Below are 25,248 nucleotides of genomic sequence, written 5' to 3'. Positions count from 1 at the left end.
CACCCGCCGCGGGGTCGTCAGAGTCGGACGGCGGTGACGAACACACTCGACCGCGCCGGGTCGTGGTCGGGGCCGTCGAGGGTGCGCCCCAGCCGTTCGGCGACCTCGGACGAGCGCACGACGTCGACCTCCCATTCGTGGTCGGCGAGCCACGCCGCGGCCGCGAACGGGCCGTCGTCCGGCCACAGCGTCTCGATGTCCACGCCGAAGAGGTCGCGGGCGCGTTGCGCCGACTCCTCCTGCAGCATGCCGCGGACGTCGTCGATGTGTTCCACCTCGAAACGGCTACCGGGCGCGGACAATTCGGAGACGAAACGGAACAGCCTCTCCTTCGCGGCGTTGGGCAGGAACGGGAGCAACCCCTCCGCCAACCACGCCGACGGCCGTCCCGGATCGAAGCCCTTCTCCCGCAACGGCCCCCGCCAGTCCTCGCGCAGGTCCACGGACACCACCCGACGGTCGGCGCGCGGGGCGGCACCCTGTTGCGCGAGCACGTCGTCCTTGAACGACAACACCTTGGGCGCGTCGAGTTCGTAGACGGTCGTCCCGTCCGGCCAGTCCAGCCGATACGCCCGGACATCCAGTCCCGCCGCGAGCAGCACCACCTGGTCGACGCCCGCGCGGGCCACCTCCGCGAAGTAGTCGTCGAAGAAGCGTGACCGCACACCCATGTAGTCGGCCATGGACGTCCACGGCATCTCGCGCTCGTCGGTCGCGTCGAGACGCGTGGGCATCGGCACGGGGGTCGCCGCCGCCCTCACGAATGCCTCCGCGTACGGGTCCGACACGAGCCCCCCGTCGCGGTGCGTCTCCATCGCTCTGCCCGCCGCCACCCCGAGCGCGGTGATCCCGACCCCCGTCACGATGTCCCATTCCGCCAGTTCGCTCATCTCGCACCTCGCCCGACCGCGACTCGTCGAAGGAAAATGACCGCCGCACAACGCCTCTCGAATGTGCGTCGTGGCTCGGACCCGACCCGCGGAGCACCTCGTCGTCCGGCCGGCGTCAGTCCCCAGGCTACTCCCGGACGCCGCGAACGGAAGCCGGGATTCGCCTGCGGAACACGGCGGCGGGAACGTACGGTCGAGCCAGGTGGTGCGCCGGTTCCCGCCGGTCGCCGCCCGTCCACACGTCGCGAGGAGGTCACCGGCGATGGGCCCGACGGATCCGCACGAGGACATCTACCGCCGCGACGTGGAACGGCACATCCTGCCCGTGCCGGCCGAGACGTACACCGGCCCCATCCTGTACGACGCGAAGGACCCCGAGGCGCGGTTCCCACCGATCCGGCCGCTACGTCCCCCCGCGGGGGCCCCGAACGTGATGATCGTGCTGCTCGACGACGTCGGCTTCGGCGCGTCGAGCGCATTCGGTGGGCCGATCTCGACCCCCACGGCCGACCGCCTCGCCGAGGGCGGCCTGAAGTACACCCGCTTCCACACGACCGCGCTGTGCTCCCCCACCCGGGCGGCCCTGCTCACCGGGCGCAATCACCACCGGGTGGGAATGGGCGGTATCACCGAGATGGCGACGTCGGCGCCCGGGTACACGTCCGTGCGCCCCGACACCTGCGCACCGTTGGCCCGGATCCTCACCCTCAACGGGTACGCGTCGGCGCACATCGGCAAGTGTCACGAGGTCCCGATCTGGGAGACCAGCCCGGCGGGTCCGTTCGACCGGTGGCCGGCACCCGGCAACGGGTTCGAGTACTTCTACGGCTTCGTCGGCGGCGAGACGGACCAGTGGTATCCCACCCTGCACGAGGGCACCCGGCGCGTCGAACCGTGGGGCACGCCCGAGCAGGGCTACCACCTCACCGAGGACCTCGCCGACCGGGCGGTCGCGTGGGTGCGGCAACAGAAGGCCCTCACGCCCGACAAACCGTTCTTCCTCTACTTCGCGCCGGGCGCCACCCACGCCCCGCACCACGTACCGAAGGAATGGGCGGACGAGTACCGCGGCCGCTTCGACGACGGCTGGGACGTGTTGCGCGAGCGCATCTTCGCGCGCCAGCGGGAGCTGGGGGTGGTACCGGCCGGAGCCGAGCTGACCGCGCGCCACGACGTGATCCCGGCGTGGGACGACATGGACGAGACCCTGCTGCCGGTGCTCCGTCGCCAGATGGAGAACTACGCCGGCTTCCTGGAACACACCGACCACCAGGTGGGCCGGGTGGTGGACGCGATCGCCGAGCTCGGCGCCCTCGACGACACCCTCGTCTTCTACATCGTCGGCGACAACGGCGCGTCGGCGGAGGGGACGCCCCAGGGCACGTTCAACGAGCTGATCAGCCTCAACGGCATGGCCGCGCTCGAGACCCCGGAGTTTCTGCGCAGCCGGATCGACCAGCTCGGCGGACCGGAATCGTCCCCGCACTACGCGGTCGGGTGGGCGCACGCGATGGACACGCCCTACCAGTGGACCAAACAGGTTGCCTCGCACTGGGGCGGTACCCGGAACGGGACGATCGTGCACTGGCCACACGGTTTCGACGCGCGCGGCGAGCTGCGTCACCAGTTCCATCACGTCGTGGACATCGTTCCCACCGTGCTCGCGGCGGCGCACCTACCACCGCCGTCGACGGTGGCGGGCGTGCGCCAGGCCCCCTTCGACGGCACCGACATGAGCTACACGTTCGACGGCGCCGACGAACCGGACCGGCACGTGACCCAGTATTTCGAGATGCTCGGCAACCGCGGCATCTACCACCGGGGCTGGGCGGCGGTGACCAAGCATCGGACGCCGTGGCAGACGGTGGGCAGCGTCGGCATCGCGTTCGACGACGATGTCTGGGAGCTGTACGACTGCGCCTCCGACTGGACCCAGGCCCGTGACCTCGCGGATGCACACCCCGAGCGTCTGCACCAGCTGCAACGGCTGTTCCTCATCGAGGGCGGCGCGCAACAACGTGCTGCCGCTCGACGACCGCAGCTTCGAACGGGTCCTGCCGCAGATCTCCGGCAAGCCCAGCCTGGTTCCGGGCCGGCGTCAGGTGTTGCTGCCGGGAATGGGCGGACTGCTCGAGATGCACATCCTCAACTGGCGCAACCGCTCGTGGACGCTCACCGCGCAGGTCGACGTTCCGGACGGCGGCGCCGAGGGCGTGATCCTCAGCCTGGGCGGGCACGCCGGCGGCTGGTCGTTCTACTTCAAGGACGGACGAATTACTTTCTGCTACAACTTTTTCGGGCTGCACCGCACACACGTTCGCGGGAGCGGGCCGGTGCCGGCCGGCTCCCGGCAGGTGCGCGTGGAGTTCACGTACGACGGCGGCGGACTGGGCCGGGGCGGCGCCGTGACACTGCTGGTCGACGGGTCGACCGTCGGCACCGGCCGGATCGAACGGACCGAGCCCATCGGGTTCGGCTACGAGTTCACCGATGTCGGCCGCGACGGCCAGTCGCCGGTGACCCAGGACTACCCGACCGGCGACAACGCGTGCACCAACCGGATCCACTGGGTACGGATCGACGTCGGCGACGACGACCACGGCCACCTGCTCGATCCGGCCGACGTCCTGCGCGTCGCGATGTACCGGCAGTGAACGCGCGCTGCCGGCACGCGGCGTCGGGCTAGGCCACGATCCCCCGCACCGACGCGGGCAGATCCCGCTTGCGCCGGTACGGCCCCACCACGGCCGCCGCGAACGGCCGCTGCAGCAGCACGCGCGCCACCTCGCGGACCTCGTCGGTGGTGACCTCGTCGATGCGGGCCAGGGTCTCCGAAATGGACTGGTGGTTGCCGTAATTGAGCTCGCTGCGCCCGATCCGGTTCATCCGCGAGCCGGAATCCTCGAGGCCCAGCACGAGAGAGCCGCGCAGCGATCCCTTGGCCCGGGCACACTCGGCGTCGGTGATGCCGTCGGTGGCCACGTTGGCGAGCACCTCCCGGATGAGCGTCGCGACCTCGCCGAGATTTTCCGGCTGGCATCCCGCGTACACCGAGAACGCACCCGTGTCGGCGAAGGTGTCGACACCGGAGTAGACCGAGTACGCCAACCCGCGCTCCTCCCGGATCTCCTGGAACAGGCGCGAGCTCAGACCGCCGCCCACGGCGGCGTTGAGGACCGACAACGGCCACCGGTGTCCCTCGTGCCGCCCGAACGCGCGCACGCCGAGCGCCAGGTGGACCTGCTCGCCGTCGCGCTTGGTCAGGCTCAGCGTCGGCGCCGTCCGCATTCGGATCGCGCCTTCGCGCCGCGGCGCGGGCTCGAGGTCGCGGTGCAGGTGTCCCGCGAACGCCCGGCGCACCAGCTCCACGGTGTGGTCGTGCTCGACGTTTCCGGCGACCGCGACCACCATGCGATCGGGGGTGTAGCGCCGCGTGTGGAAGGAGTGCAGCTGGGTGCGGGTCATCGACTCGATGGACTCGATGCTTCCGATCACCGGACGGCCCACCGGATGGTCGCCGAACAGCGCGGTCAGGAACGCGTCACCGAGCAGGTCCTCGGGATCGTCGTCGCGCATCGCGATCTCTTCGAGCACCACCTGGCGTTCGACATCGACGTCGACCGACCGGCAGCGCCCGCGGAGCACGACGTCGCTGACGAGGTCGACCGCGAGGGGCAGGTCGTCGTCGAGCACGTGCGCGTAGAAGCACGTGTGCTCCTTCGAGGTGAACGCGTTGAGTTCGCCGCCGACCCCGTCCATCATCTGCGCGATGTCCAGTGCCGACCGGGTGGGGGTGGACTTGAACAGCAGGTGCTCGAGGAAGTGCGCGGCGCCGGCCACGGACGGCTGCTCGTCGCGGGAGCCCACGCCGACCCAGACGCCCACCGAGGCGGACCGGACGCCGGGAACGTGTTCGGTGACCACCCGGAGGCCGCCGGGAAGCGTCGTACGCTGCACGCCGGTGCGAGGGCGGGTATCGAGAGCGGAGCCTCGTTGGGGCTTCTCGCGAAGGGAATGAGCCATGTGGCGCTTCGTATTTCCTTTTGTCCGGACACGGTCCGGAACATCGATCCGGACAGATCCCGGAGGGTGGTGAACGTCGATCCACGATACACCGGCGACACGACCCCGGCCCCGCACGGACGAACCGTGCGGGGCCGGGGCAGACAGTGTCACGCGGTGACTACTCGGCGGACTCCGAGCCCGTCTCGGCGGACTCGGCCGCCGCGGCAGCGTTGTCGTCGTCGACCGGGATCAGCGAGATCTTGCCGCGGTTGTCGATGTCGGCGATCTCGACGCGAAGCTTGGAGCCGACGTTCACGACGTCCTCGACCTTCGCGATGCGCTTGCCGTTGCCCAGCTTCGAGATGTGCACCAGACCGTCGCGGCCCGGGAGCAGCGAGACGAACGCACCGAAGGCGGTGGTCTTGACGACCGTGCCGAGGAAGCGCTCGCCCACCTTGGGCAGCTGCGGGTTGGCGATGGCGTTGATCTTGTCGATCGCAGCCTGCGCGGACGGTCCGTCCGCGGCACCGACGTAGACCGTGCCGTCGTCCTCGATGGAGATGTTGGCGCCGGTCTCCTCGGTGATCGAGTTGATCATCTTGCCCTTGGGGCCGATGACCTCACCGATCTTGTCCACGGGCACCTTGATGGTCGTGATGCGCGGCGCGTACGGGCTCATCTCGTCCGGGGCGTCGATCGCCTCGGCCATGACCTCGAGGATCGTGGTGCGGGCATCGTGGGCCTGGCTCAGCGCGCCGGCCAGGACCTGCGACGGGATGCCGTCGAGCTTGGTGTCCAGCTGCAGAGCCGTCACGAAGTTCGCGGTACCGGCGACCTTGAAGTCCATGTCACCGAAGGCGTCCTCGGCACCGAGGATGTCGGTGAGCGCCACGTAGCGGGTCTCACCGTCGACCTCGTCGGAGACGAGGCCCATCGCGATGCCGGCGACCGGAGCCTTGAGCGGCACACCGGCGTTCAGCAGCGACAGGGTCGAGGCACAGACCGAGCCCATCGAGGTGGAACCGTTGGAGCTGAGCGCCTCCGAGACCTGACGGATCGCGTACGGGAACTCCTCCTGGCTGGGGAGCACCGGCACCAGGGCACGCTCGGCGAGGGCGCCGTGGCCGATCTCGCGACGCTTCGGCGAACCGACGCGGCCCGTCTCACCGGTGGAGTACGGCGGGAAGTTGTAGTGGTGCATGTAGCGCTTGCTGGTCTCGGGGCCCAGCGAGTCGATCTGCTGCGCCATCTTGACCATGTCGAGGGTGGTGACGCCCATGATCTGGGTCTCGCCACGCTCGAACAGCGCGGAGCCGTGCGCCCGCGGGATCACGGCGACCTCGGCCGACAGCGACCGGATGTCGGTGATGCCACGGCCGTCGATGCGGAACTGGTCGCGCAGGATGCGCTGGCGCACAAGCTTCTTGGTCAGCGAGCGGAACGCTGCGCCGATCTCCTTCTCGCGACCCTCGAACTGGGGGGCGACCTGCTCGAGAACCTCGACCTTGACCTCGTCGGTCTTGTCGTCGCGCTCCTGCTTGCCGGCGATGGACAGCGCCGCCGACAGCTTCTCGGTGGCGGCAGCCTCGACCGCGGCGTACACGTCGTCCTGGTAGGCCGGGAACAGCGGGTACTCGCCGGTGGGCTTGGCGGCCTTCTCGGCCAGCGCCTGCTGCGCGGCGCACAGGCTCGCGATGAACGGCTTGGCGGCCTCGAGGCCCTCGGCCACGATCGCCTCGGTGGGCGCCTGCGCGCCACCGTCGATCAGGTTGATGACGTTCTCGGTGGCCTCGGCCTCGACCATCATGATGGCGACGTCACCGGACTCGACGACCCGGCCCGCGACGACCATGTCGAACACGGCGCCCTCGAGCTGCTCGACGGTCGGGAACGCGACCCACTGGCCCTTCTTGTTCTCCTCCGAGGTGATCAGCGCGACACGCACGCCACCGACGGGGCCGGAGAACGGCAGACCGGCGATCTGCGTGGACGCGGACGCCGCGTTGATCGCGACGACGTCGTACAGATCCTTGGGATCGAGGCTCAGGATCGTGACGACGACCTGGATCTCGTTGCGGAGGCCGTCGACGAACGACGGGCGCAGCGGCCGGTCGATTAGACGGCAGGTCAGGATCGCGTCGGTGGAGGGGCGACCCTCACGACGGAAGAACGAGCCGGGGATGCGGCCCGCGGCGTACATGCGCTCCTCGACGTCCACCGTCAGCGGGAAGAAGTCGAAGTGCTCCTTGGGCTGCTTGCTGGCCGAGGTGGCCGACAGCAGCATGGTCTCGTCGTCCAGGTAGGCGACGACGGCGCCGGCGGCCTGCTGCGCGAGGCGACCGGTCTCGAAACGAATGGTGCGGGTGCCGTAGCTCCCGTTGTCGATGACGGCGGTGGACTCGAACACGCCCTCTTCGACCTCTACTGCGGAATTGTCTGTCATTGCTTCTCTTCTCTTCCCTCTCGTCTTTTGCCGCTCCGCACAGGCGTTTGCCCGTCGCGGTCGCGGCTGTTCACCCCGGGCAGCGCGGAGGCGGTCGTCGATCGAAGCCAGCCGGAACTCGTCCGGAGGGCCACTACCGAAGACCGACGCCACGGCTACGGGGCCGGGTGGCTGTGGTGCTCACCCCGGTGATGCAAACACCGATAGCCAACGAGGCTCAGTCTAAACAGTGCCTCGCTGGCTATCGGTGAGGTCGGCGAGGCGACTCGCCGTGAGCGCGTCTTATCGGCGCAGGCCGAGACGCTCGATCAGCGAACGGTAGCGCGCGATGTCGACCTTCTGCACGTACTTCAGCAGACGACGACGGCGTCCGACCAGCAGCAGCAGGCCGCGGCGGGAGTGGTGGTCGTGCTTGTGCTTCTTGAGGTGCTCGGTGAGATCGACGATGCGCTTGGTGAGCATCGCCACCTGCGCCTCCGGCGAACCGGTGTCGGTCTCGTGCAGTCCGTACTCGCCGAGGATCTGCTTCTTCTGCTCGGTGGTCAATGCCACTTGGTGCACTCCTGTAACTGACGTCCGCGTACATGGAAATCGGAAGACCCGGCTCACACCGGCCCCCGACGGGTGCGGCCGCCGCGAACCGCAGCACACACCAGAACGAAACCTTACCAGGTGTCCGGCCGTCCCCGGCCCGGGGTCGGTGACGGGTCAGTTCTCCGGCCGGTCCGCGGCCGCCTCGGCGAGTATCTTGCGGGCCTTCTCGGCGTCGCGTCCCATCTCGTCGATGAGCGCCTCCACCGACTCGAACTTCTCCATTCCGCGGACGCGTTCGACGAAGTCGACCGCGACGTGCTGGCCGTACAGGTCCGCCTCCTTGTCGAGGACGTAGGCCTCGACGGTGCGGGTCCGGCCCGAGAACGTGGGGTTCGTGCCCACCGACACCGCCGCCTTGTAGCGCCGTCCCGGCTCCACCGAACCCTCCACCGGGCCCGGGCCGAGCACGGTGAACCAGGCGGCGTACACGCCGTCCGCGGGAATCGCCGAGTAGATCGGCGTCGAGATGTTCGCCGTCGGGAAGCCGAGACCCCGACCGCGCCCGTCGCCGTGGACGACGACGCCCTCGACGCGGTGGGGCCGCCCCAGCGCCTCGGTCGCGGCCGCGACGTCACCGGCGTCGACGCAGGAGCGGATGTACGTCGACGAGAACGTCACCGCGTGCTCGGCCAGCAGATTGACGCCGTCGACGGCGAACCCGAACCGGGCGCCCGTCTCCCGCAGCAGGTCGACGTTGCCGGCGGCCTTGCGTCCGAACGTGAAGTTCTCCCCGACCACGACCTCGGCCACGTGGAGTCGCTCGACGAGGATCTCGTGGACGTAGCGCTCCGGCGAGAGCTTCATGAACTCGCTCGTGAACGGCATGACACAGAAGACGTCCACACCCAGTTCCTCGGCCAGCTCGGCGCGCCGCGGCAACGTCGTCAGCTGCGCCGGGTGACTGCCCGGACGGACCACCTCCGCCGGATGCGGATCGAATGTCATGAGGACGCAGGGAATCCCGCGCGCGCGGGCGGCATCGACCGCCCGCGAAATCAGCTGCGCGTGCCCCCGATGCACGCCGTCGAAAACGCCGATCGTCAGGACACAACGCCCCCAGTCCGCCGGCACATCGTCCAGACCTCGCCATCTCTGCACGGATGGAAGCCTAACGGCCGACGCGGAGAATGGTCACGCCCGGGACTGGCACGGCACGGGGCGAGGGTCCCGTCCCACGGCTGTGGGAGCAGATGTGTGTCGCGAGTGACTGTTGCCTAAGCTCGTAACCGTGGCCACTCAGAAGTCGGACGTGAACCCCCCGAGCGAGGTACTCCACCCGGAAACCCTGTCGTCGGTGGCGCAGGACTACCTCAAGGTCATCTGGACCGTCCAGGAGTGGTCGGGCGAGCGGGTCTCCACCAAGCTGTTGTCCGAGCGCATCGGGGTGTCGGCCTCCACGGTCTCCGAGGCGATTCGCAAGCTGTCCGACCAGGGCCTGGTCGATCACGCCCGGTACGGATCCATCGCGCTCACCGACGCCGGCCGATCGGCCGCGGTGTCGATGGTGCGCCGGCACCGGTTGATCGAGACGTTCCTGGTGAACGAACTGGGCTACGGCTGGGACGAGGTCCACGACGAGGCGGAGGTGCTCGAACACGCCGTGTCCGACCGGATGATCGAACGGATGGACGCCAAGCTGGGTTTCCCGGAGCGCGATCCGCACGGCGATCCCATCCCCGCGGCCGACGGTTCGATCCCGACGCCGCCGGCGCGCCAGCTCAGCGACTTCCAGGACGGCGACGCTGGCCGGGTCGCCCGCATCTCCGACGCCGATCCGGCGATGCTCCGCTACTTCGACTCGGTGGGGATCGCGCTCGACACCGAGATCACCGTCGTCGAACGACGCGACTTCGCCGGCACCGTCTCGATCCGTCTCGGCACCGATCCGGCGGCCGCCGCGATCGATCTCGGCAACCCTGCGGCGCAAGCGATCTGGCTCGTCTAGGCTCGGTGCGCACCGGACATACCGACGAATCGAGGTAGGCCATGGGTACAGCCGTACGACGCATCGCGGGGTTCGCCGCCGCGGCATGCGCCGCCGCAACCGTTGCCGTGGCCGGTGGTGGAGTGGCCGCCGCCGACGAATGGCCGACGCCGCCGGAAGAACCGAGTGCGATCGGGCCGTTCGACTACGACGGGTTCCTTACCCCCACCGACCTCGACTACTGGAACCCGTTCGTGAGCGCGAACCGGCTCACCTCGCCGTTCGGAACGAGCACCCGAATCGTGTGCACCGGATTCCACGGCGTACTGCTGGACTGCTGGCAGGCCGATCAGCAGGGCAACCCCCACAAGCTGGTGCAGTTGCCGCTCGATTTTCCCGGCTCGCTGGGAGCGTCGCTGCCGGGCGGGGGGCCCGGGCACTTCGTCTACCCCGACTGGGTGCCCGGCAGCTAGTTCCTACCGCAGCGTCGCCGGCCGCACGACCATCACCGAGCTCGCCCGCTTGCCGCGTTCCTGGACCAGGGCGATCGTGTGCCCGTCCGGATCGATCGCGGCGTAGACGCCGGGCGTGCCGATCGGCTCGAGCCAGCGCCCCTGGCTGAGCGACTCGGCCTCGGCCGCACTGATGCGGCGATGCGGGAAGGCGGTCTGCGCCGCCTGGTCGATGTCCAGGCTCACCCCGGGGTCCTCGGCGAGTTGCCCGAGGGTGCGCGCGTGCGCGAGCGTGAACGGGCCCACCGCGGTCCGGCGCAGGGCCGTCAGGTGTCCCCCTACGCCCAGTGCCGCGCCCAGATCGCGTGCCAGCGCGCGGACGTACGTGCCCGACGAGCAGTCCACCTCGACGTCGAGGTCCACGAACGTGCCGCCGCCGGTACCCGCCGGTACGTCGCGCCGCGCGAGGACGTCGAAGCGGGACACCGTGACCGGGCGCGCCGCGAGGGTGACCTCCTCACCGGCCCGGACCATCGCGTGTGCGCGTTTGCCGTCGACCTTGATGGCGCTGACGGTGGCAGGGACCTGCTGGATGTCGCCGGTGAGCCGCGCGACCTCGGCCGCGATCTGCTCGTCGGTGACGGCGGCGGCGTCGGCCACCGCGAGCGTCTCCCCCTCCGCGTCGTCGGAGGTCGTGCTCTGCCCCAGCCGAATCGTCGCGCTGTACGACTTGGTGGTGAGCGCGAGCAGACCCAGCAGCTTGGTGGCGCGCTCGACACCGAGGATCAGCACCCCGGTCGCCATCGGGTCCAGCGTGCCGGCGTGTCCGACCTTGCGGGTGTCGAGCAGCTTCCGGCACCGCGAGACGACATCGTGGCTGGTCATCCCGGGATCCTTGTCGACGATCAGCAGACCGGCGCCGACGAGGCCGGAGGACGGTTTCTCAGACTTGGGCACGTGGTCCGATTCTGCCAGCCTCCGCACCGATCGCCCATTCGCCTCCCGGCTCAGCTCACCGAAATGGCCGTCACGATCAACCCGTCCGACACGAGCCAGCGACCGTCGAATCCCGCGAGCGGGGCGCCGCCGTCGCTCGTGTCGCCGGGGACGAGCAACCGCGTGTGGAAGGTGCCCGCGAGCCCGTCGGCGGTCTCGGTTCCGGCGGTGAACGTGATGTGTGCGTCCTCGAAGCCGAGCCAGCGACCGGTCAGCGGGAACCACGCCTTGTACGTCGCCTCCTTGGCGCAGAACAGCAGTCGATCCCAGTGCACCGGCGCCGCCGCCGCGGTCGCCAGCCATGCCCGCTCCTCCGGGAGGCTGACGGCGTCGAGGACGCCGTCCGGCAGCGGCCCGTTCGGCTCGGCGTCGATGCCCACCGACCGCACCTGCATCGCATAGCCGAGTACCGCCGCGCGGTAGCCGTCGCAGTGCGTCAGGCTGCCGACGACGCCGCGCGGCCAGACGGGTGAGCCCATGTCGCCGCGCAGAACCGGGCCGGGTTCCATTCCGAGTTCGGTCATCGCAAGCCGCGCGCAGTGACGGGCGCCGATGAATTCGCGACGACGCTTCTCGACCGCCTTGGCGATCAGCGACTCCTCCTGCGGATGCGGTTGCAGCCCGGGCGGATCCTCGAACAGCTCCGCGGACTTCACACCGATGGGCAGAATGCGCTCGATCAATCCAACTCCCCTGTCAGCGCTGTGCGCGCATGCGTTCGTACTCGGCTTCCTGCTCGGCGGTGATCCGGAAGTGGCCGCCGAATTTGTTGAGCGTGCCGGGCACGTACTCGGGCACCGGCAGGATCTGGCGCAGGAGCTGGTCGGGCAGTCCGCGGCGCTGCCACTCCCGCGGATAGCCGAGCGAGACCTCCTCGAACCGGACGCCGTCGTAGTAGGTGGTGCGCGGAATGTGCAGATGCCCGTACACGCAGCACACGGCGTTGTAGCGGGTGTGCCAGTCGGCGGTCTCCACGGTGCCGCACCACAGCGCGAACTCCGGGTAGTACAGGACGTCGGTGGGCTGGCGGACCAGCGGGAAGTGGTTCACGAGCACCGTCGGCACCGACGGATCGAGAGCGTCCAGGCGCGCGCGGGTCTCCGCCAGCCGGGCCCGGCACCACGCGTCCCGCGTGGCGTACGGCTCGGACGACAACAGGAACTCGTCGGTGGCCACCACGTTGCGGTCCCGCGCGATCCGCAGGCCGTCCTCCTTGCCGGTCGCACCGTCCGGCAGGAACGTGTAGTCGTACAGCAGGAACATCGGGACGATCGTGGCGGGACCGCCCTCGCCCTCCCACACCGGGTACGGGTCCTCGGGGGTGAGCACCCCGATCTCGCGGCACATGGCGACCAGGTAGTCGTAGCGCGCCTTGCCGTGCATCTGCACGGGATCCTTCGCCGTGGTCCACAGTTCGTGGTTGCCGGGCACCCAGATCACCGTCGCGAAGCGACTCTTCAGCAGCGTCAGCGCCCATCGGATGTCGTCGGCCTTCTCGGAGACGTCCCCGGCGACGATCAGCCAGTCGTCCGGCGACTCCGGGAAGATCTCCTCGGTGATCGGCCGGTTTCCCCGGTGTCCGACGTGCGTGTCGCTCACCGCCCACAGTTTGCCTGCCACACCCCTACCCTTTCGTCTCCTGCAGTTGCAGGTCCGCGCCGGTGATCGCCCACCGGCCCGATGCCGCACGCCACAGCACGGCGAGCATCCGCAGAACCATGAACACGGTAAGCCCCGTCCAGATTCCGGCCAGTCCCCAGTCCCAGACGAGCGACGACCAGATCAGCGGCAGGAATCCGACCAGGGCGCACGCGAGGGTCGCGGTGCGCAGGTAGGCCGCGTCGCCCGCGCCCAGGAGCACCCCGTCGAGCGCGAACACCACACCCGCGACCGGCATGATGCCGACGAAGAACCACCACGCCACCGACGCCTGTTCGAGCACCGCGTCGTCACCCGTGAACCACGTGGGGACCACGGCATGTCCTGCCGCGAACGCGAGAGCCAGCGCGGTCGCGAACACCGCCGACCAGCGGGTCACGCGCCACGCGAGACGATGGGCTCCGCGCACCCGGCCGCGGCCGAGCGCGGCGCCGACCAGGGTCTGCGCGGCGATCGCGAGCGAATCCAGGGTGAGCGCGACGAAGTTCCACAGTTGCAGCACCACCTGGTGCGCCGCCACCGACGCCGCACCGAAGCGGGATGCGACGGCCGCCGCGGACAGGAAGCACGCCTGGAAGGAGAGGCTGCGCAGGATCAGGTCGCGGCCGAGGACCAGTTGCGCGCGCATCACCGACGGGCGCGGCCGCAGCGGGACGCCGGCGCGCAGCAGCGCGACCACGAACAGCAGCGCCGACGTCGCCTGTCCGGCGACGTTGGCGACCGCCGAGCCCGCCAGCTCCCAGCGGGGCGCACGGGCCACGCCGTGCACCAGCGCCGTACACAGCACGGCGGAGACCAGCTGGCCCACCAGCACGAACCGGAGCGGGCGCAGCGTGTTCTGCACACCTCGCATCCAGCCGTTCCCGGCCATCGCGACCAGGATGAGCGGGGCCCCGAACACCGCGATCCGCAACCAGCGTTCGGCCTCCCCGGCGATGTCACCGGCACCGGCGATCAGCCGAGTGATCGGGCCGGCCGTCAACTGCACCACGGCGACCAGCACGGCACCGATCGCGAGCGCCAGCCATGTCGCCTGCACGCCTTCGCCGACGGCGTCGCGGCCGCGGCCGGCGCCGAACATCCGCGCGGCCCGGGCGGTCGTGCCGTACGAGAGGAACGTCAGCTGTGTGCTGACCTGCGCGAGGACGAGGCCGCCCACGGCCAGTCCGGCGAGCGCCAGCGCACCGAGATGCCCGACGATCGCGATGTCGAGCAGGATGTAGAGGGGTTCGGCGGCCAGCACCCCGAGCGCGGGCAGCGCGAGACCGAGGATCCGGCGCGGACCCGCGTCGGCGGCGTCGGCCGTCTCCGGCTCGTGATCGGCGGCGGTCCCGGTCAAGTCAGCCGAGCGCCTCGCGTAGCGCCGCGACGACGTCGGCACTGGACCCGCTGGTGGTGTAGCCCGCCGCGAAGCGGTGTCCACCGCCGCCGAGCCGCTCGGCGACCGCGGCGACGTCGACGTCGTCCTTGGAGCGCAGCGACACCGACCACGACTGCGGGGCCGTCTCCTTGAACACCGCGGCGACCTCCGCCTCGGCGGTGGTACGAACGATATCGATGACGCTCTCGATCTCCTCGGCCCCGAGCCCGGCGGAGTCGGTGCACCGGATCACCGCGTGCACCAGACCGCGCCCGTCGCGCGCGGCCGGGAACAGTTCGGCGGAGGCCAGCACCGACGCGAGCATCGGGAGCCAGCCGAACGGGTGGCTGTCGAGCAGCCGTCGGGTGATCGCGGCCGCGTCGATGCCGGTCGCCAGCAGGCGCTCGGCCAGCGCGTGGCTGCCGGGACCGCCCCACCGGAACGACCCGGTGTCGGTGACCAGCCCGGCGTACAGGCAGTGCGCGAGGTCCGCGTCGATCGGGACCCCCCACCGGTCGAACACCTCGGTCAGGACCGCGGTCGTGGACACGGCCGCGTCGTCGATCAGATTGAACGTGCCGAACCGGGTGTTGGACCGGTGATGGTCGATCACCAACGAGCGCCGTGCCCCGTCCAACCGCGACGCGAGCGTCCCGAGACGGCCCGCACTGCCGCAGTCCACCGCGACGAGGAGATCCACCTCGTGGGCCACCCGGTCGGCCGGCACCAGCAGATCGACGCCGGGCAGGGTTGCCATCGAGGCGGGCAGCTCACTCGGGGACGCGAACGCCACCTGCACCGGAGTTCCCCTGCGCGCGAAGACCGTCCCCAGCGCGAGACCACTGCCGACGGTGTCGGCATCGGGTTGGACGTGGCACAGGATCGTCACCGAGGTCGCGCCGTCCAACAGGTCGACCGCCTCCTGCAGTGGCAGGTCGGGCGGTGCGATCGGTGCGGGCGCGGTGTCCGGGCAGTGAGTCATCGGGGGTCCCGGGTCAGTCGTCCTCGGACGGGGACGCGTCGTCCCCCGCCGGACGCGGCTCCTTGTAGGGGTCGGCGTCGCCGGCCGGCGTCGCCTGCTCCCGCGCCCGGGCCACCGCGTCATCCGCGGCACGGGCCCGCGCGAGCAGCTCCTCCATGTGGCGGGCGGTGTCGGGGACGGTATCGGCGACGAACGTCAGCGTCGGCGTGAAGCGGACACCGGTGCCGGCACCGACCTTCGAGCGGAGCACGCCCTTGGCCTTCTCCAGGCCGGCGGCCGCACCGGCCAGGTCCGGCTCGGAATCGAGATCGGCGCCCATGACCGTGTAGTACACGGTCGCATCGTGCAGATCGGCCGTCACCTTCGCATCTGTGATGGTCACGAAAGCCAGACGCGGGTCCTTGATCTCGTGGTCGATCGCCGTCGCGACGATCGTGCTGATGCGCTTCGCGAGCCTGCGCGCGCGTGCAGGATCTGCCATGGCAATCAGTCTCCTCTCCCGGATTCTCCGGATTCTCCCCGCTGTCTCCAGCGTCGACCCGTGTCGGTCTGTATCAGTCCTCGGGACCGAAAATTCTCCGCCGAACTGCAAGTAGTTGCAGCTCGGGTCGTCCGGCGACGTGCCGCTCGCAGTGGTCGAGCACCTCGTGGACGTGGCCCACCCCTGAACTCGCCACCGCGACGCCGAGCAGCGCCCGCCGGTAGCGGTCGTGCTCGCCGGTCTCGGCAGCGGACACCCCATATCTTCGCAATTCGGTCAGGACGGGGCGCACCAGCGACCGCTTCTCCTTCAGTGACCGCACATCGCCGAACAGGATGTCCATCTCGAGCGCGCCGAGATACACCAGTCCTCCCTCCGGTGAACAGCAACGAAACCCCGCATCACGGGGTCGTACCCCGGCTGCGCCGGGGTGGCCCTTCCCGGCGGCCGAAGCCGCCGGGAAGGAACTCGTGCTGCGTGACTCAGTCGCGCGGCTTCTCGCGGAGCTCGTACGCCTCGATCACGTCGCCGACCTTGATGTCGTTGTACGTGACGGTGAGACCGCACTCGTAACCCTCGCGGACCTCGGTCGCGTCGTCCTTCTCGCGCTTGAGCGACGAGATGGTCATCGTCTCGGCGACCACCGCGTTGTCGCGGATCAGGCGGGCCTTCGCGTTGCGACGGACGATGCCCGACGTGACGAGGCAGCCGGCGATGTTTCCGACCTTCGAGGAGCGGAACATGGCACGGATTTCCGCCCGGCCGAGCGTGACCTCCTCGTAGACCGGCTTGAGCATGCCCTTGAGGGCCTTCTCCACCTCGTCGATGGCCTGGTAGATCACCGAGTAGTACCGGATGTCGACACCCTCGCGGTTCGCCAGCTCCGTCGCCTTGCCTTCGGCACGGACGTTGAAGCCGATGATGATCGCGTTGGACGCCGACGCGAGGTTGACGTTGGTCTCGGTGATGCCACCGACACCGCGGTCGATCACGCGCAGCTGCACCTCGTCGTCGATCTCGATCCCCATGAGCGCCTCTTCCAGCGCCTCGACGGTGCCGGAGTTGTCGCCCTTGAGGATGAGGTTGAGCTCGTTGTGCTCCTTGAGCGCGGCATCCAGATCTTCCAGGCTGATGCGCTTGCGGCTGCGGGCTGCGAGCGCGTTGCGCTTGCGTGCATTACGCCGGTCGGCGATCTGGCGGGCGATCCGGTCCTCGTCGACCACGAGCAGGTTGTCACCTGCGCCGGGGACCGACGTGAAGCCGACGACCTGAACGGGCCGCGAAGGCAGAGCCTCCTCGACGTCCTCACCGTGCTCATCGATCATGCGACGGACGCGGCCGTAGGCGTCGCCCGCGACGATCGAGTCGCCGACCCGCAGCGTGCCGCGCTGGATGAGCACGGTCGCCACCGGTCCACGACCACGGTCGAGGTGCGCTTCGATCGCGACACCCTGCGCGTCCATGTCCGGGTTGGCCCGCAGATCCAGGGCGGCATCCGCGGTCAACAGCACCGCTTCCAGGAGGGCATCGATGTTGGTGCCCTGCTTGGCGGAGATGTCGACGAACATGGTCTCGCCGCCGTACTCCTCGGCGACCAGGCCGTACTCGGTGAGCTGGCCGCGGATCTTCGCCGGATCCGCACCTTCCTTGTCGATCTTGTTGACCGCGACCACGATCGGCACGTCGGCCGCCTGGGCGTGGTTGATCGCCTCCACCGTCTGCGGCATGACACCGTCGTCGGCGGCGACCACGAGAATCGCGAGGTCGGTGGCCTTGGCACCACGGGCACGCATGGCCGTGAAGGCCTCGTGACCCGGGGTGTCGATGAACGTCACCAGACGCTCGTTGCCGTCCAGCTCGGTCAGGACCTGGTACGCACCGATGTGCTGGGTGATGCCGCCGGCCTCGCCCTCGCGGACGTTGGCCTTGCGGATCGTGTCGAGCAGGCGGGTCTTGCCGTGGTCGACGTGACCCATGACGGTGACCACCGGCGGACGGGAAGCGAGATCGTCCTCGTCGCCCGCGTCCTCGCCGTAGGTGAGGTCGAACGACTCGAGCAGCTCGCGATCCTCGTCCTCCGGACTGACGACCTGGACGACGTAGTTCATCTCGCCGCCGAGCAGCTCGAGGGTCTCGTCGTTCACCGACTGAGTGGCCGTGACCATCTCACCGAGGTTGAACAACGCCTGCACGAGGGCTGCGGGATTCGCATCGATCTTGTCCGCGAAGTCCGACAGCGATGCGCCGCGGGCGAGACGGATGGTCTCGCCGTTGCCACGGGGCAACCGCACGCCACCGACGGCGGGCGCCTGCATGCTCTCGTACTCGGCGCGCTTCGCCCGCTTCGACTTACGGCCACGACGCGGGGCACCACCGGGACGACCGAACGCACCCGCGGCACCGCCACGACCACGTCCGCCACCGCCACCGGGGCGACCGCGGAAACCACCGGGCGCACCTGCACCCGCACCGGCGCCTGCTCCCGCACCGGGAGCGCCGCCACCGCGGTAGCCACCGCCACCACCGGGACGACCGCCGGGCGCACCGGGGCGACCCGGACGACCCGCACCGGGCGCCGGACGCGCAGCGCGCTGCGGCATCGCACCCGGGTTGGGACGCGGGGGCATCGAGCCGGGGCTGGGACGAGGCCCACCCTGACCCGGGGCCGGACGGGGACCGCCGGGGCCTGCGGCCGGACGCGGAGCACCGGGCGCACCCGGACGCGGGGCGCCGCCCTGCGGGCCGGGACGCGGGCCGCCCGGACGCGGAGCGCCGGGGGTCGGGCGCGGAGCGCCGGGGGCCGGCCGCGGAGCAGGCCGCTCGGCGGGAGCCGACGAGTACGGGTTGTTGCCGACACGCGGCGGCTTGGGGCCGGGACGCGGACCACCGGGCTTCGGTCCCGGCGCAGCCGGAGCCGACGGGGCCTGGGCCGCGGGGGCCGCGGGCGCCTGCGGCGCAGGCTTGGGACCCGGCGTGGGCGCCGGACCCGGACGCGGTCCGGCGGCTGCCGGTGCGCTGGGCGCAGCGGGAGCCTCGGGGGCTGCCGCCGCCGGAGCTGCCGGGGCCGCGGGAGCGGCCGGCGCGGGCTTGGGCCCGGGACGCGGAGCGCCGGGCTTGGGGGCGCCGGGCTTGGCAGTCGAACGCGCCGCGTTCTCGCCGCCTTCCGACTTGCCGTCGGACTTCGCCGACGGGAACGACTCCCGCAGACGGCGGGCCACGGGGGCCTCGACCGTCGACGACGCCGACTTCACGAATTCGCCCTGCTCCTTGAGCCGAGCGAGAAGTTCCTTACTTGTGACACCGAGTTCTTTCGCCAACTCGTGCACGCGGGCTTTGCCTGCCACTGCTCTCCTCTACTGAGAGGTCGAGCGAGCGACTTGCCCGCACGACCTCGGTTATCTCCGATGGACGCTCATCGCTGGTGCTTCACGGTGTGCTCATGAGTGCTTGTGCCTGTTCTCTGAGGTACTGCTCGTCATTCCCGAGTATTGCAACTCGAGAGGTCCCGAGTGGTACTGCGTCACGCGTGATCACTGTCCTGTTCTCACAGGTTCGAGTGACCCGCCCTTGAGGTCTCGGCACTCTCCCCCGCCCCGATGAGGCGGTCGAGTTCCGAGGAATCCAGACTTCCGGACACCCGCAGTGCTCTGCCGAATGCTCGGCGCCGGCCCGCCTCGCTCAGACACTTCGGATCGGGATGCAACCACGCACCTCGTCCGGGGAGCCTTCGCTTCGGATCGGGCCGGAGGAGGAATCCTCCGGATTCACCCTCTTGCGCCACGACCCTGAGCAGGTCGGTGGCCAGCCCTTTCTGTCTACAACCCACGCACGTCCGCACCGGTTCACCGGCTCGGGCACGCGTCGACAGAGACAGTTCACGCTGAACCATCGACCACTCTACCGCTGTATCGCCGTGAACTCCGCATTCCGTTCTCAAGCACCTGTCGTTTCGCGACCGACCTGTGACTCGGGACCGGGCGCGGCGTCACTCCGGATATCGATCCGCCATCCGGTCAACCGCGCAGCCAGACGCGCGTTTTGACCTTCCTTGCCGATCGCCAGCGACAGCTGGAAGTCCGGCACGACGACCCGCGCCGCCCGGGCCTCCGGGTCCACGACAGTGACCGACACCACTTTCGACGGCGACAGCGCGTTCCCGACGAACTTCGCCGGATCCTCGTCGAAGTCGATGATGTCGATCTTCTCGCCGGCGAGTTCGCTCATGACGTTGCGCACGCGCTGGCCCATCGGACCGATGCATGCGCCCTTGGCATTGAGGCCGGACACCCGCGAGTCGACGGCGATCTTCGAGCGGTGACCCGCCTCACGTGCGACCGCGACGATCTCGACGGAACCGTCGGCGATCTCCGGCACCTCGAGCGCGAACAGCTTGCGGACGAGATTCGGGTGGGTCCGCGAGAGCGTGATCTGCGGGCCGCGCTGACCGCGGGACACGCCCACGACGTAGCACTTGATCCGGTCGCCGTGCTCGTACGTCTCGCCCGGCACCTGTTCGGCCGGGGGAATCAGCCCCTCGGCACCATTCGCCTCGCTGCCGATCCGCACGACCACCATGCCGCGCGCGTTGGCGCGGGTGTCGCGCTGGATGACGCCGCCGACGATCTCACCCTCGTGGGTGGCGAACTCGCCGAAACTGCGCTCGTGCTCGGCGTCGCGCAGTCGCTGCAGGATCACCTGGCGCGCGGTCGTCGCCGCGATCCGGCCGAAGCCCTCGGGGGTGTCGTCCCATTCCTCGCCGACTCGATTGCCGTCGCCGTCGACCTCGTGAGCCATCACGCGGACGACGCCGGTCTTGGTGTCGACGTCGATCCGCGCGTGCGGCTGATGCCCCTCGGTGTGGCGGTACGCCGTCAGCAGCGCGGTCTCGATCGCCGCGATGATCGTCCCGGCGGAGATCCCCTTGTCCACTTCGATGGCGCGCAGTGCCGCGATGTCGATATTCACTTGTCCGACCCCTCTACTTCTTCTTCGTTCGACGCATCCGCGTCCGCAGGGGTGACGCGACCCTCCGGGATTCCGCCCGCGAGCTCGAGCTCCTTCGCATCGGGCCGCGAGAACTCCACCTGCACAACAGCTTTCTTGACATCTTTCAGTTCCACCCGACGCACCTCGGGTCCGCCCTTGGCCTTGACGACCAGGTCGACCGCGCCGCCGTCGAGGCGACCGACCCGCCCCGTGATCGATTCCGTCTCGAGCTCGACGAGTGCCTTCCGGCCACGGGCGCGCCGCCAATGCCGCTCCTCGGTCAGCGGCCGGTCGATCCCCGGCGACGTCACCTCGAGCGTGTAGGGCGATTCCCCGAAGTCCGGCGCGGCGTCGAAGACCTCCGAGATCACGTGGCTCAGCCGCGCCACCTCGTCGAGTTCGAGACCCGCGTCACTGTCGACCATCACGCGAACGGAACTGTGGCGACCGGCGGCCGTGACTATCACGTCCTCCAGGTCGAAGCCCTCGCGCTCGATGGGTTCGGCGAGAAGCTCGATCACCCTCTCCCTCGACGGCACCGGCATCTGGGACGCTCCTCGCTTCAGTTGTGGTCAGGACTGACATGTGGCGGCCTGGTCGACGCACGACTGGACGCACCACGAGGTGGACTGTGGAGCCTTCAGCGTATCGCGGTTTCCGGGCGCCCGTGACCGCGTGGTCGCATCGGGCGACCTCCGGACGGTGCCAGCCCCGCTCGGTGCCCGCGACAGCGGCGGGAACTGGCACCATGATCACGTGCGAACGTCCTTCTTCACCCGACCACTGTCCCGCCGCGCGGCGCTGCGGGCCGCCGGCGGCGCGGCCCTCGGCGCGTCGGCGCTCACGCTGTCCGTCGGCTGCTCCGATTCCGGACAGGCCGACTCGCCCGCGGAGATCGACGCGCTCACCGCGCAGGCCGAACGGGCCCGCCGGGACTCGGTGAACGCCACCGCCGCCATCGCGGTGCTGCCGGATCTCGCGGCGGCTCTCGGCGTCGTCGCCGCCGAACGGGGCGCCCACGCCGACGCACTCGGCGCAGAGATCGCGCGAGCCGCCGCGGCGGTGGCCTCGCCGACCACCACGGCGGTCAGCGCGCCGCCCGTCGCTCCCCCCACCCTCGAACAGTTGCGCGCCGACCTCGCCGATGCCCAGAAGGACGCGGCCCGGCTCGCCCGCACGCAGTCCGGCTACCGCGCGGGTCTGCTCGGGTCCATCAGCGCGGCGTGCGCCGCCGAACAGGCGGTGTTGTTGCCGTGAGTAATTCGAGTCCCGGCCCCGAACAGCAGGCGCTCGTCAACGCGCTGCACGCGGAGTACGCCGCGATCTTCGCGTACGGACTGGTGAACGCCTTCTCCAACCCCACGCGCGCCGACCTCGTGACCGCGAACACCGCAGCCCACCGCGCCCGCCGGGACGCGACGATCGACGCGCTCACGGCGGCGGACGTCGCGGTGCCGCAACCCGAGGCGGGATACGCCGTGCCGTTCGCGGTGACGGATCCGACCTCGGCTGCCCGGCTGGCGGCGCAGATCGAGGCCGACACCGCGGTGGCGTGGCGTTCGGTGATCGAGCGCAGCGAGTCCGAACACACCCGGGAGGTGGGCGTGATCGCGCTGTCGGAAGCCGCTGTGCGCGGCGCGAACTGGCGGGCGATACTCGGGGACGCCCCACCGACCACGGCCTTCCCGGGGCAGCCCTGACGGTCTCCCCACTGCCGGGACCACCCATTGAATGGGAAACCCTCTCGCGGAATGTGTTGCAGCACCTATGTTCTTCGACAACACCCCGACCCACCCCGGGCACACCCCGGAGATCGAGAGGACTTCCGTGACGGACCGCACCATCGAACAGCGCGTCGCCGATCTCGAGCGGATCGAGGCCATCAAGGCCCTCAAGCACCGGTACCTGCGGGCCTGCGACGCGAAGGACGCCGACACCTTCCGCGCCTGCTTCGTCGATCGCGGCGCGCTCATCGACTACGGCCCGCTGGGCAGGTTCGACGACGCCGACCCCATCGCCGAGGTGTTCCGCAACATCGCGCTCCAGAAGGTGCACGGCAGACACGTCATCCTCGACATGCACCATGCCTTCCACCCGGACATCACCCTGCGCGGCGACGACCTGGCGGACGGCAAGTGGACACTCGCCTTCCGCCAGGTCAATCTCGTCGACAACACCGAGACGATCCGTTCCATCGAGTACGTCGACGAGTACGTCGTCGAGAACGGCGAATGGAAGATGTCGAAGTGTCAGTCCGTCACGCTGTGGTCGATGACCCGTCCGCTCGCCGAGGGGACCGTCGTCACCGAGGGCTGATCGGGCTCCGCGGATTCTCGTCGCGGCGGCATGAGGGCCGCCGCGACGACGGCCACCGCCACGAATCCGGCCCCCACGTACAGCGCCGGCGCGAGCGCGTCGGTGTACCCGGTGGGCGTCAGGCTGCCGCCCGCCCCGAGGAACACCGCGGTGAGGACCGCGATACCCAACGCCACGCCGATCTCGCGCAACGTCGCGTTGATCGAGCTCGCGGTCGCGTGGTCGGCCTCCCGCATGCCCGCGAGGACTGCCGTCGCATTGGGCGCGAAGGTCAGGCCCATACCGACGCCGGCCATCACGAAGGCCGGGACCAGGCTCGAATAGGCCACACCGGGTTCGATCAGCCCGGCCATCCACACCAGTGAAATGCCTTGCAGGACCAGGCCTGTCACCAGCAGAGCACGCAGACCCACCCGCGGTGCCAGCAGGCCGGCGACGGGCGCCACGATCATCGGCGCGGCCGTCCACGGCAACGTCCGCAGACCGGCCGCGAACGGGCTGTAACCGGAGACGATCTGCAGGTACTGCGACAGCAGGAACACCGCGCCCATCATGCCGAGCGTGAACGTCAGACCGATGACGTTCGCGAGCGCGAACTCGCGGGACCGGAACAACCGCAGAGGCATCACCGGGTGGGCGGTTCGCATCTCGCGGCCGAGGAAAGCGATCAGCAACACCACGGACGCCGCCAGCACGCCGGAGACCGATGCACTGGTCCACCCGTCGTCGTTGCCGTGGACGATGGCCCACACGCCGAGGAACACCGCGCCCCCGGCGAGGAGCACTCCCGCGGGGTCGAGCGGTTGGCGCACTCCGGTGGACTCCCGCAGCGCGTACAGCACGAGCGGCACCGCGAGGGCCGCGACCGGGACGTTGAGCCAGAACACGGCCTGCCACGACACACCGTCGACCACCGCGCCGCCGACGACCGGCCCGAGCGCGACTCCGAGCCCGGACACGCCGCCCCAGACGCCGATCGCGACGGCTCGCCGGGCCGCCGGGACGGCCCCCGCGAGCAACGTCAGCGACAGCGGCATGATCGCAGCGGCACCGATGCCCTGGATCGCGCGGGCGGCGATGAGCATGGCCGGGGTGGTCGACAGCGCGGACGCGATGGACGCTGCCGTGAAAACGGCGATGCCCCAAAGAAACACGCGCCGTCGACCGAGCCGGTCGCCGAGCGTCGACAGGGAGAGCATGAGCGTGGCGAACGCGAGTGTGTAGGCATTCATGAACCACTGCAACTGCCCCACCGACGCGTCGAGGTCGGCGCGAATGACCGGCAGAGCACTGGTCATCACGAGATTGTCGAGCGTCGCCATGAACATTGGGACCGATGCGGCGACGATGGCCAGCCACACCGGTACCGAGCGCGCCCGGGGCGGTGGCACGTCCACGTCGGACGGTGGCGGATCGAGTTGATCGGAGAGGGTCGTCATGTCGGCTCCTGGGCCTGAGGACGGATTCACACGAGTTGTAAGCATCGAATGATTACTTATGCGGACCGACGCTAGTTATCGAGTGATAATCTGTCAACATGTCGACGGCGGAAAAATCGGGGAAGCAGACACGGATGAGCGCCGAGGCGCGGCGCGAACTGGTGCTCTCGGCCGCGACCCGCGCGTTCGCCCGGGGCGGGTTCCACGGCACCAGCACCGACGCGGTGGCGAAGGAGGCCGGGGTCTCCCAGCCGTACGTGGTCCGGATGTTCGGGACCAAGGCCAACCTCTTCCGGGAGGTGTTCGCGCACGCCATCGGCCGGATCATGGATGCGTTCGACCCCGCCCTCGACCGGGTCGCCGAGGACCCGGAGAACGAAGAGCTCTGGGAGCAGATGGGCGCCACCTACACCGAACTACTGGCCGACCGGGACCTGTTGCTGGTGATGATGCACGGGTTCGCCGCCGGTTCGACACCCGAGATCGGTGCGCAGGCCCGCGACTGGATGAGCAGGATCTACACGCAGATCCGCACGCGCACCGGCTGCACCCCCGAGCACGCACGCACCTTCATCGCGAACGGAATGCTCCTCAACACCCTGGTGGCGATGGAGGCGCCCCAGCACGCCGAGGAGGACGCCGCGCTCGCCGAACTGTCGGTGTGCGCGTTCGGCAACAGCCTCGCCGCGGCGGTCGGCCAATCGGACTGAGCGCACCGTCC

The 25,248-nt window shown here is 69.8% G+C and carries 23 protein-coding genes and 1 pseudogene; 7 read left to right on the top strand and 17 right to left on the bottom strand.

The annotated features are described in order from the left end of the window. Positions 1 to 17: 17 nt before the first annotated feature. On the bottom strand, positions 18 to 890 hold the full coding sequence (locus E7742_RS05465) for an SAM-dependent methyltransferase (RefSeq protein WP_137798027.1): 873 nt from the start codon (positions 888 to 890) through the stop codon (positions 18 to 20). Between the two features lie 262 nt (positions 891 to 1,152). Between E7742_RS05465 and E7742_RS05460 the strand changes: the two are divergent. Beyond that, positions 1,153 to 3,544, top strand: a pseudogene (locus E7742_RS05460) (arylsulfatase). 28 nt (positions 3,545 to 3,572) lie between these two features. Here E7742_RS05460 and E7742_RS05455 read toward each other — a convergent pair. From E7742_RS05455 to E7742_RS05440, 4 genes are all read right to left on the bottom strand, one after another. Further along, entirely contained in the window at positions 3,573 to 4,913 is a 1,341-nt protein-coding gene (locus E7742_RS05455) for a M16 family metallopeptidase (RefSeq protein WP_137798026.1), read from the bottom strand. Between the two features lie 160 nt (positions 4,914 to 5,073). Next, entirely contained in the window at positions 5,074 to 7,338 is a 2,265-nt protein-coding gene (locus E7742_RS05450; RefSeq protein ID WP_137798025.1) for a polyribonucleotide nucleotidyltransferase, read from the bottom strand. Between the two features lie 282 nt (positions 7,339 to 7,620). After that, positions 7,621 to 7,890, bottom strand: a complete 270-nt coding sequence (gene rpsO, locus E7742_RS05445) for a 30S ribosomal protein S15 (protein ID WP_137798024.1) — start codon at positions 7,888 to 7,890, stop codon at positions 7,621 to 7,623. Between the two features lie 156 nt (positions 7,891 to 8,046). Further along, a complete protein-coding gene (locus tag E7742_RS05440) occupies positions 8,047 to 9,030 on the bottom strand; it encodes a bifunctional riboflavin kinase/FAD synthetase (RefSeq protein ID WP_137798023.1) in 984 nt (327 codons plus the stop codon). A 130-nt stretch (positions 9,031 to 9,160) separates the two neighbouring features. On the opposite strand from E7742_RS05440, the gene E7742_RS05435 reads away from it, so the two are divergent. Then, positions 9,161 to 9,877 (top strand): metal-dependent transcriptional regulator, encoded by a 717-nt coding sequence (locus E7742_RS05435; protein ID WP_137798022.1) that lies wholly within the window; start codon positions 9,161 to 9,163, stop codon positions 9,875 to 9,877. A gap of 41 nt (positions 9,878 to 9,918) precedes the next feature. Next, a complete protein-coding gene (locus tag E7742_RS05430) occupies positions 9,919 to 10,329 on the top strand; it encodes a hypothetical protein (RefSeq protein ID WP_137798021.1) in 411 nt (136 codons plus the stop codon). 3 nt (positions 10,330 to 10,332) lie between these two features. Here the strand turns inward: E7742_RS05430 and truB are convergent, their stop codons facing one another. From truB to rimP, 11 genes are all read right to left on the bottom strand, one after another. Next, a complete protein-coding gene (gene truB / locus E7742_RS05425; protein WP_137798020.1) occupies positions 10,333 to 11,265 on the bottom strand; it encodes a tRNA pseudouridine(55) synthase TruB in 933 nt (310 codons plus the stop codon). A gap of 50 nt (positions 11,266 to 11,315) precedes the next feature. Then, a complete protein-coding gene (gene npt, locus E7742_RS05420; RefSeq protein WP_137798019.1) occupies positions 11,316 to 11,987 on the bottom strand; it encodes a 4'-phosphopantetheinyl transferase Npt in 672 nt (223 codons plus the stop codon). A 13-nt stretch (positions 11,988 to 12,000) separates the two neighbouring features. After that, positions 12,001 to 12,924 carry a metallophosphoesterase family protein gene (locus E7742_RS05415; protein ID WP_137798018.1) on the bottom strand — a complete coding sequence of 308 codons (924 nt, stop codon included), beginning with the start codon at positions 12,922 to 12,924 and terminating at the stop codon, positions 12,001 to 12,003. 4 nt (positions 12,925 to 12,928) lie between these two features. Continuing rightward, positions 12,929 to 14,236, bottom strand: coding sequence for an MATE family efflux transporter (locus tag E7742_RS05410; protein WP_302661133.1), 1,308 nt, complete (start codon positions 14,234 to 14,236; stop codon positions 12,929 to 12,931). Between the two features lie 67 nt (positions 14,237 to 14,303). Beyond that, positions 14,304 to 15,305: a DHH family phosphoesterase gene (locus tag E7742_RS05405; RefSeq protein WP_137798016.1), complete on the bottom strand. Its 1,002-nt coding sequence runs from the start codon at positions 15,303 to 15,305 to the stop codon at positions 14,304 to 14,306. A 13-nt stretch (positions 15,306 to 15,318) separates the two neighbouring features. After that, the gene (gene rbfA / locus E7742_RS05400) at positions 15,319 to 15,786 is read right to left on the bottom strand and encodes a 30S ribosome-binding factor RbfA (RefSeq protein WP_137798015.1); all 468 of its coding nucleotides are present in this window, start codon (positions 15,784 to 15,786) and stop codon (positions 15,319 to 15,321) included. A gap of 73 nt (positions 15,787 to 15,859) precedes the next feature. Then, the gene (locus tag E7742_RS05395) at positions 15,860 to 16,150 is read right to left on the bottom strand and encodes a DUF503 domain-containing protein (protein ID WP_137798014.1); all 291 of its coding nucleotides are present in this window, start codon (positions 16,148 to 16,150) and stop codon (positions 15,860 to 15,862) included. Positions 16,151 to 16,268: 118 nt separating this feature from the next. Next, a complete protein-coding gene (infB, locus tag E7742_RS05390) occupies positions 16,269 to 19,130 on the bottom strand; it encodes a translation initiation factor IF-2 (RefSeq protein WP_137798013.1) in 2,862 nt (953 codons plus the stop codon). A gap of 200 nt (positions 19,131 to 19,330) precedes the next feature. After that, entirely contained in the window at positions 19,331 to 19,675 is a 345-nt protein-coding gene (locus tag E7742_RS05385) for a YlxR family protein (RefSeq protein ID WP_137798012.1), read from the bottom strand. A gap of 44 nt (positions 19,676 to 19,719) precedes the next feature. Continuing rightward, positions 19,720 to 20,751, bottom strand: coding sequence for a transcription termination factor NusA (gene nusA / locus E7742_RS05380; protein ID WP_137798011.1), 1,032 nt, complete (start codon positions 20,749 to 20,751; stop codon positions 19,720 to 19,722). Then, positions 20,748 to 21,317: a ribosome maturation factor RimP gene (gene rimP, locus E7742_RS05375; RefSeq protein ID WP_137798010.1), complete on the bottom strand. Its 570-nt coding sequence runs from the start codon at positions 21,315 to 21,317 to the stop codon at positions 20,748 to 20,750. Before rimP ends, nusA begins: the two co-directional genes overlap by 4 nt. Positions 21,318 to 21,528: 211 nt before the next feature. Between rimP and E7742_RS05370 the strand changes: the two genes are divergently transcribed. From E7742_RS05370 to E7742_RS05360, 3 genes are all read left to right on the top strand, one after another. Next, a complete protein-coding gene (locus E7742_RS05370) occupies positions 21,529 to 22,029 on the top strand; it encodes a hypothetical protein (protein WP_254699164.1) in 501 nt (166 codons plus the stop codon). Continuing rightward, entirely contained in the window at positions 22,026 to 22,472 is a 447-nt protein-coding gene (locus tag E7742_RS05365) for a ferritin-like domain-containing protein (RefSeq protein WP_137798009.1), read from the top strand. Before E7742_RS05370 ends, E7742_RS05365 begins: the two co-directional genes overlap by 4 nt. Before the next feature lie 67 nt (positions 22,473 to 22,539). After that, positions 22,540 to 23,088 (top strand): nuclear transport factor 2 family protein, encoded by a 549-nt coding sequence (locus tag E7742_RS05360; RefSeq protein WP_137798008.1) that lies wholly within the window; start codon positions 22,540 to 22,542, stop codon positions 23,086 to 23,088. Here the strand turns inward: E7742_RS05360 and E7742_RS05355 are convergent. Beyond that, entirely contained in the window at positions 23,022 to 24,527 is a 1,506-nt protein-coding gene (locus tag E7742_RS05355; RefSeq protein ID WP_137798007.1) for a DHA2 family efflux MFS transporter permease subunit, read from the bottom strand. The two genes, E7742_RS05360 and E7742_RS05355, sit on opposite strands and share 67 nt — an antisense overlap. Before the next feature lie 98 nt (positions 24,528 to 24,625). Here E7742_RS05355 and E7742_RS05350 point away from each other — a divergent pair, with 98 nt between their 5' ends. After that, positions 24,626 to 25,237, top strand: a complete 612-nt coding sequence (locus tag E7742_RS05350; RefSeq protein ID WP_137798006.1) for a TetR/AcrR family transcriptional regulator — start codon at positions 24,626 to 24,628, stop codon at positions 25,235 to 25,237. Positions 25,238 to 25,248 lie beyond the last annotated feature (11 nt).

The sequence above is a fragment of the Rhodococcus sp. SGAir0479 genome (assembly GCF_005484805.1).
GTDB lineage: Bacteria > Actinomycetota > Actinomycetes > Mycobacteriales > Mycobacteriaceae > Prescottella.
This window is presented reverse-complemented; position numbering and strand designations above follow the sequence as displayed.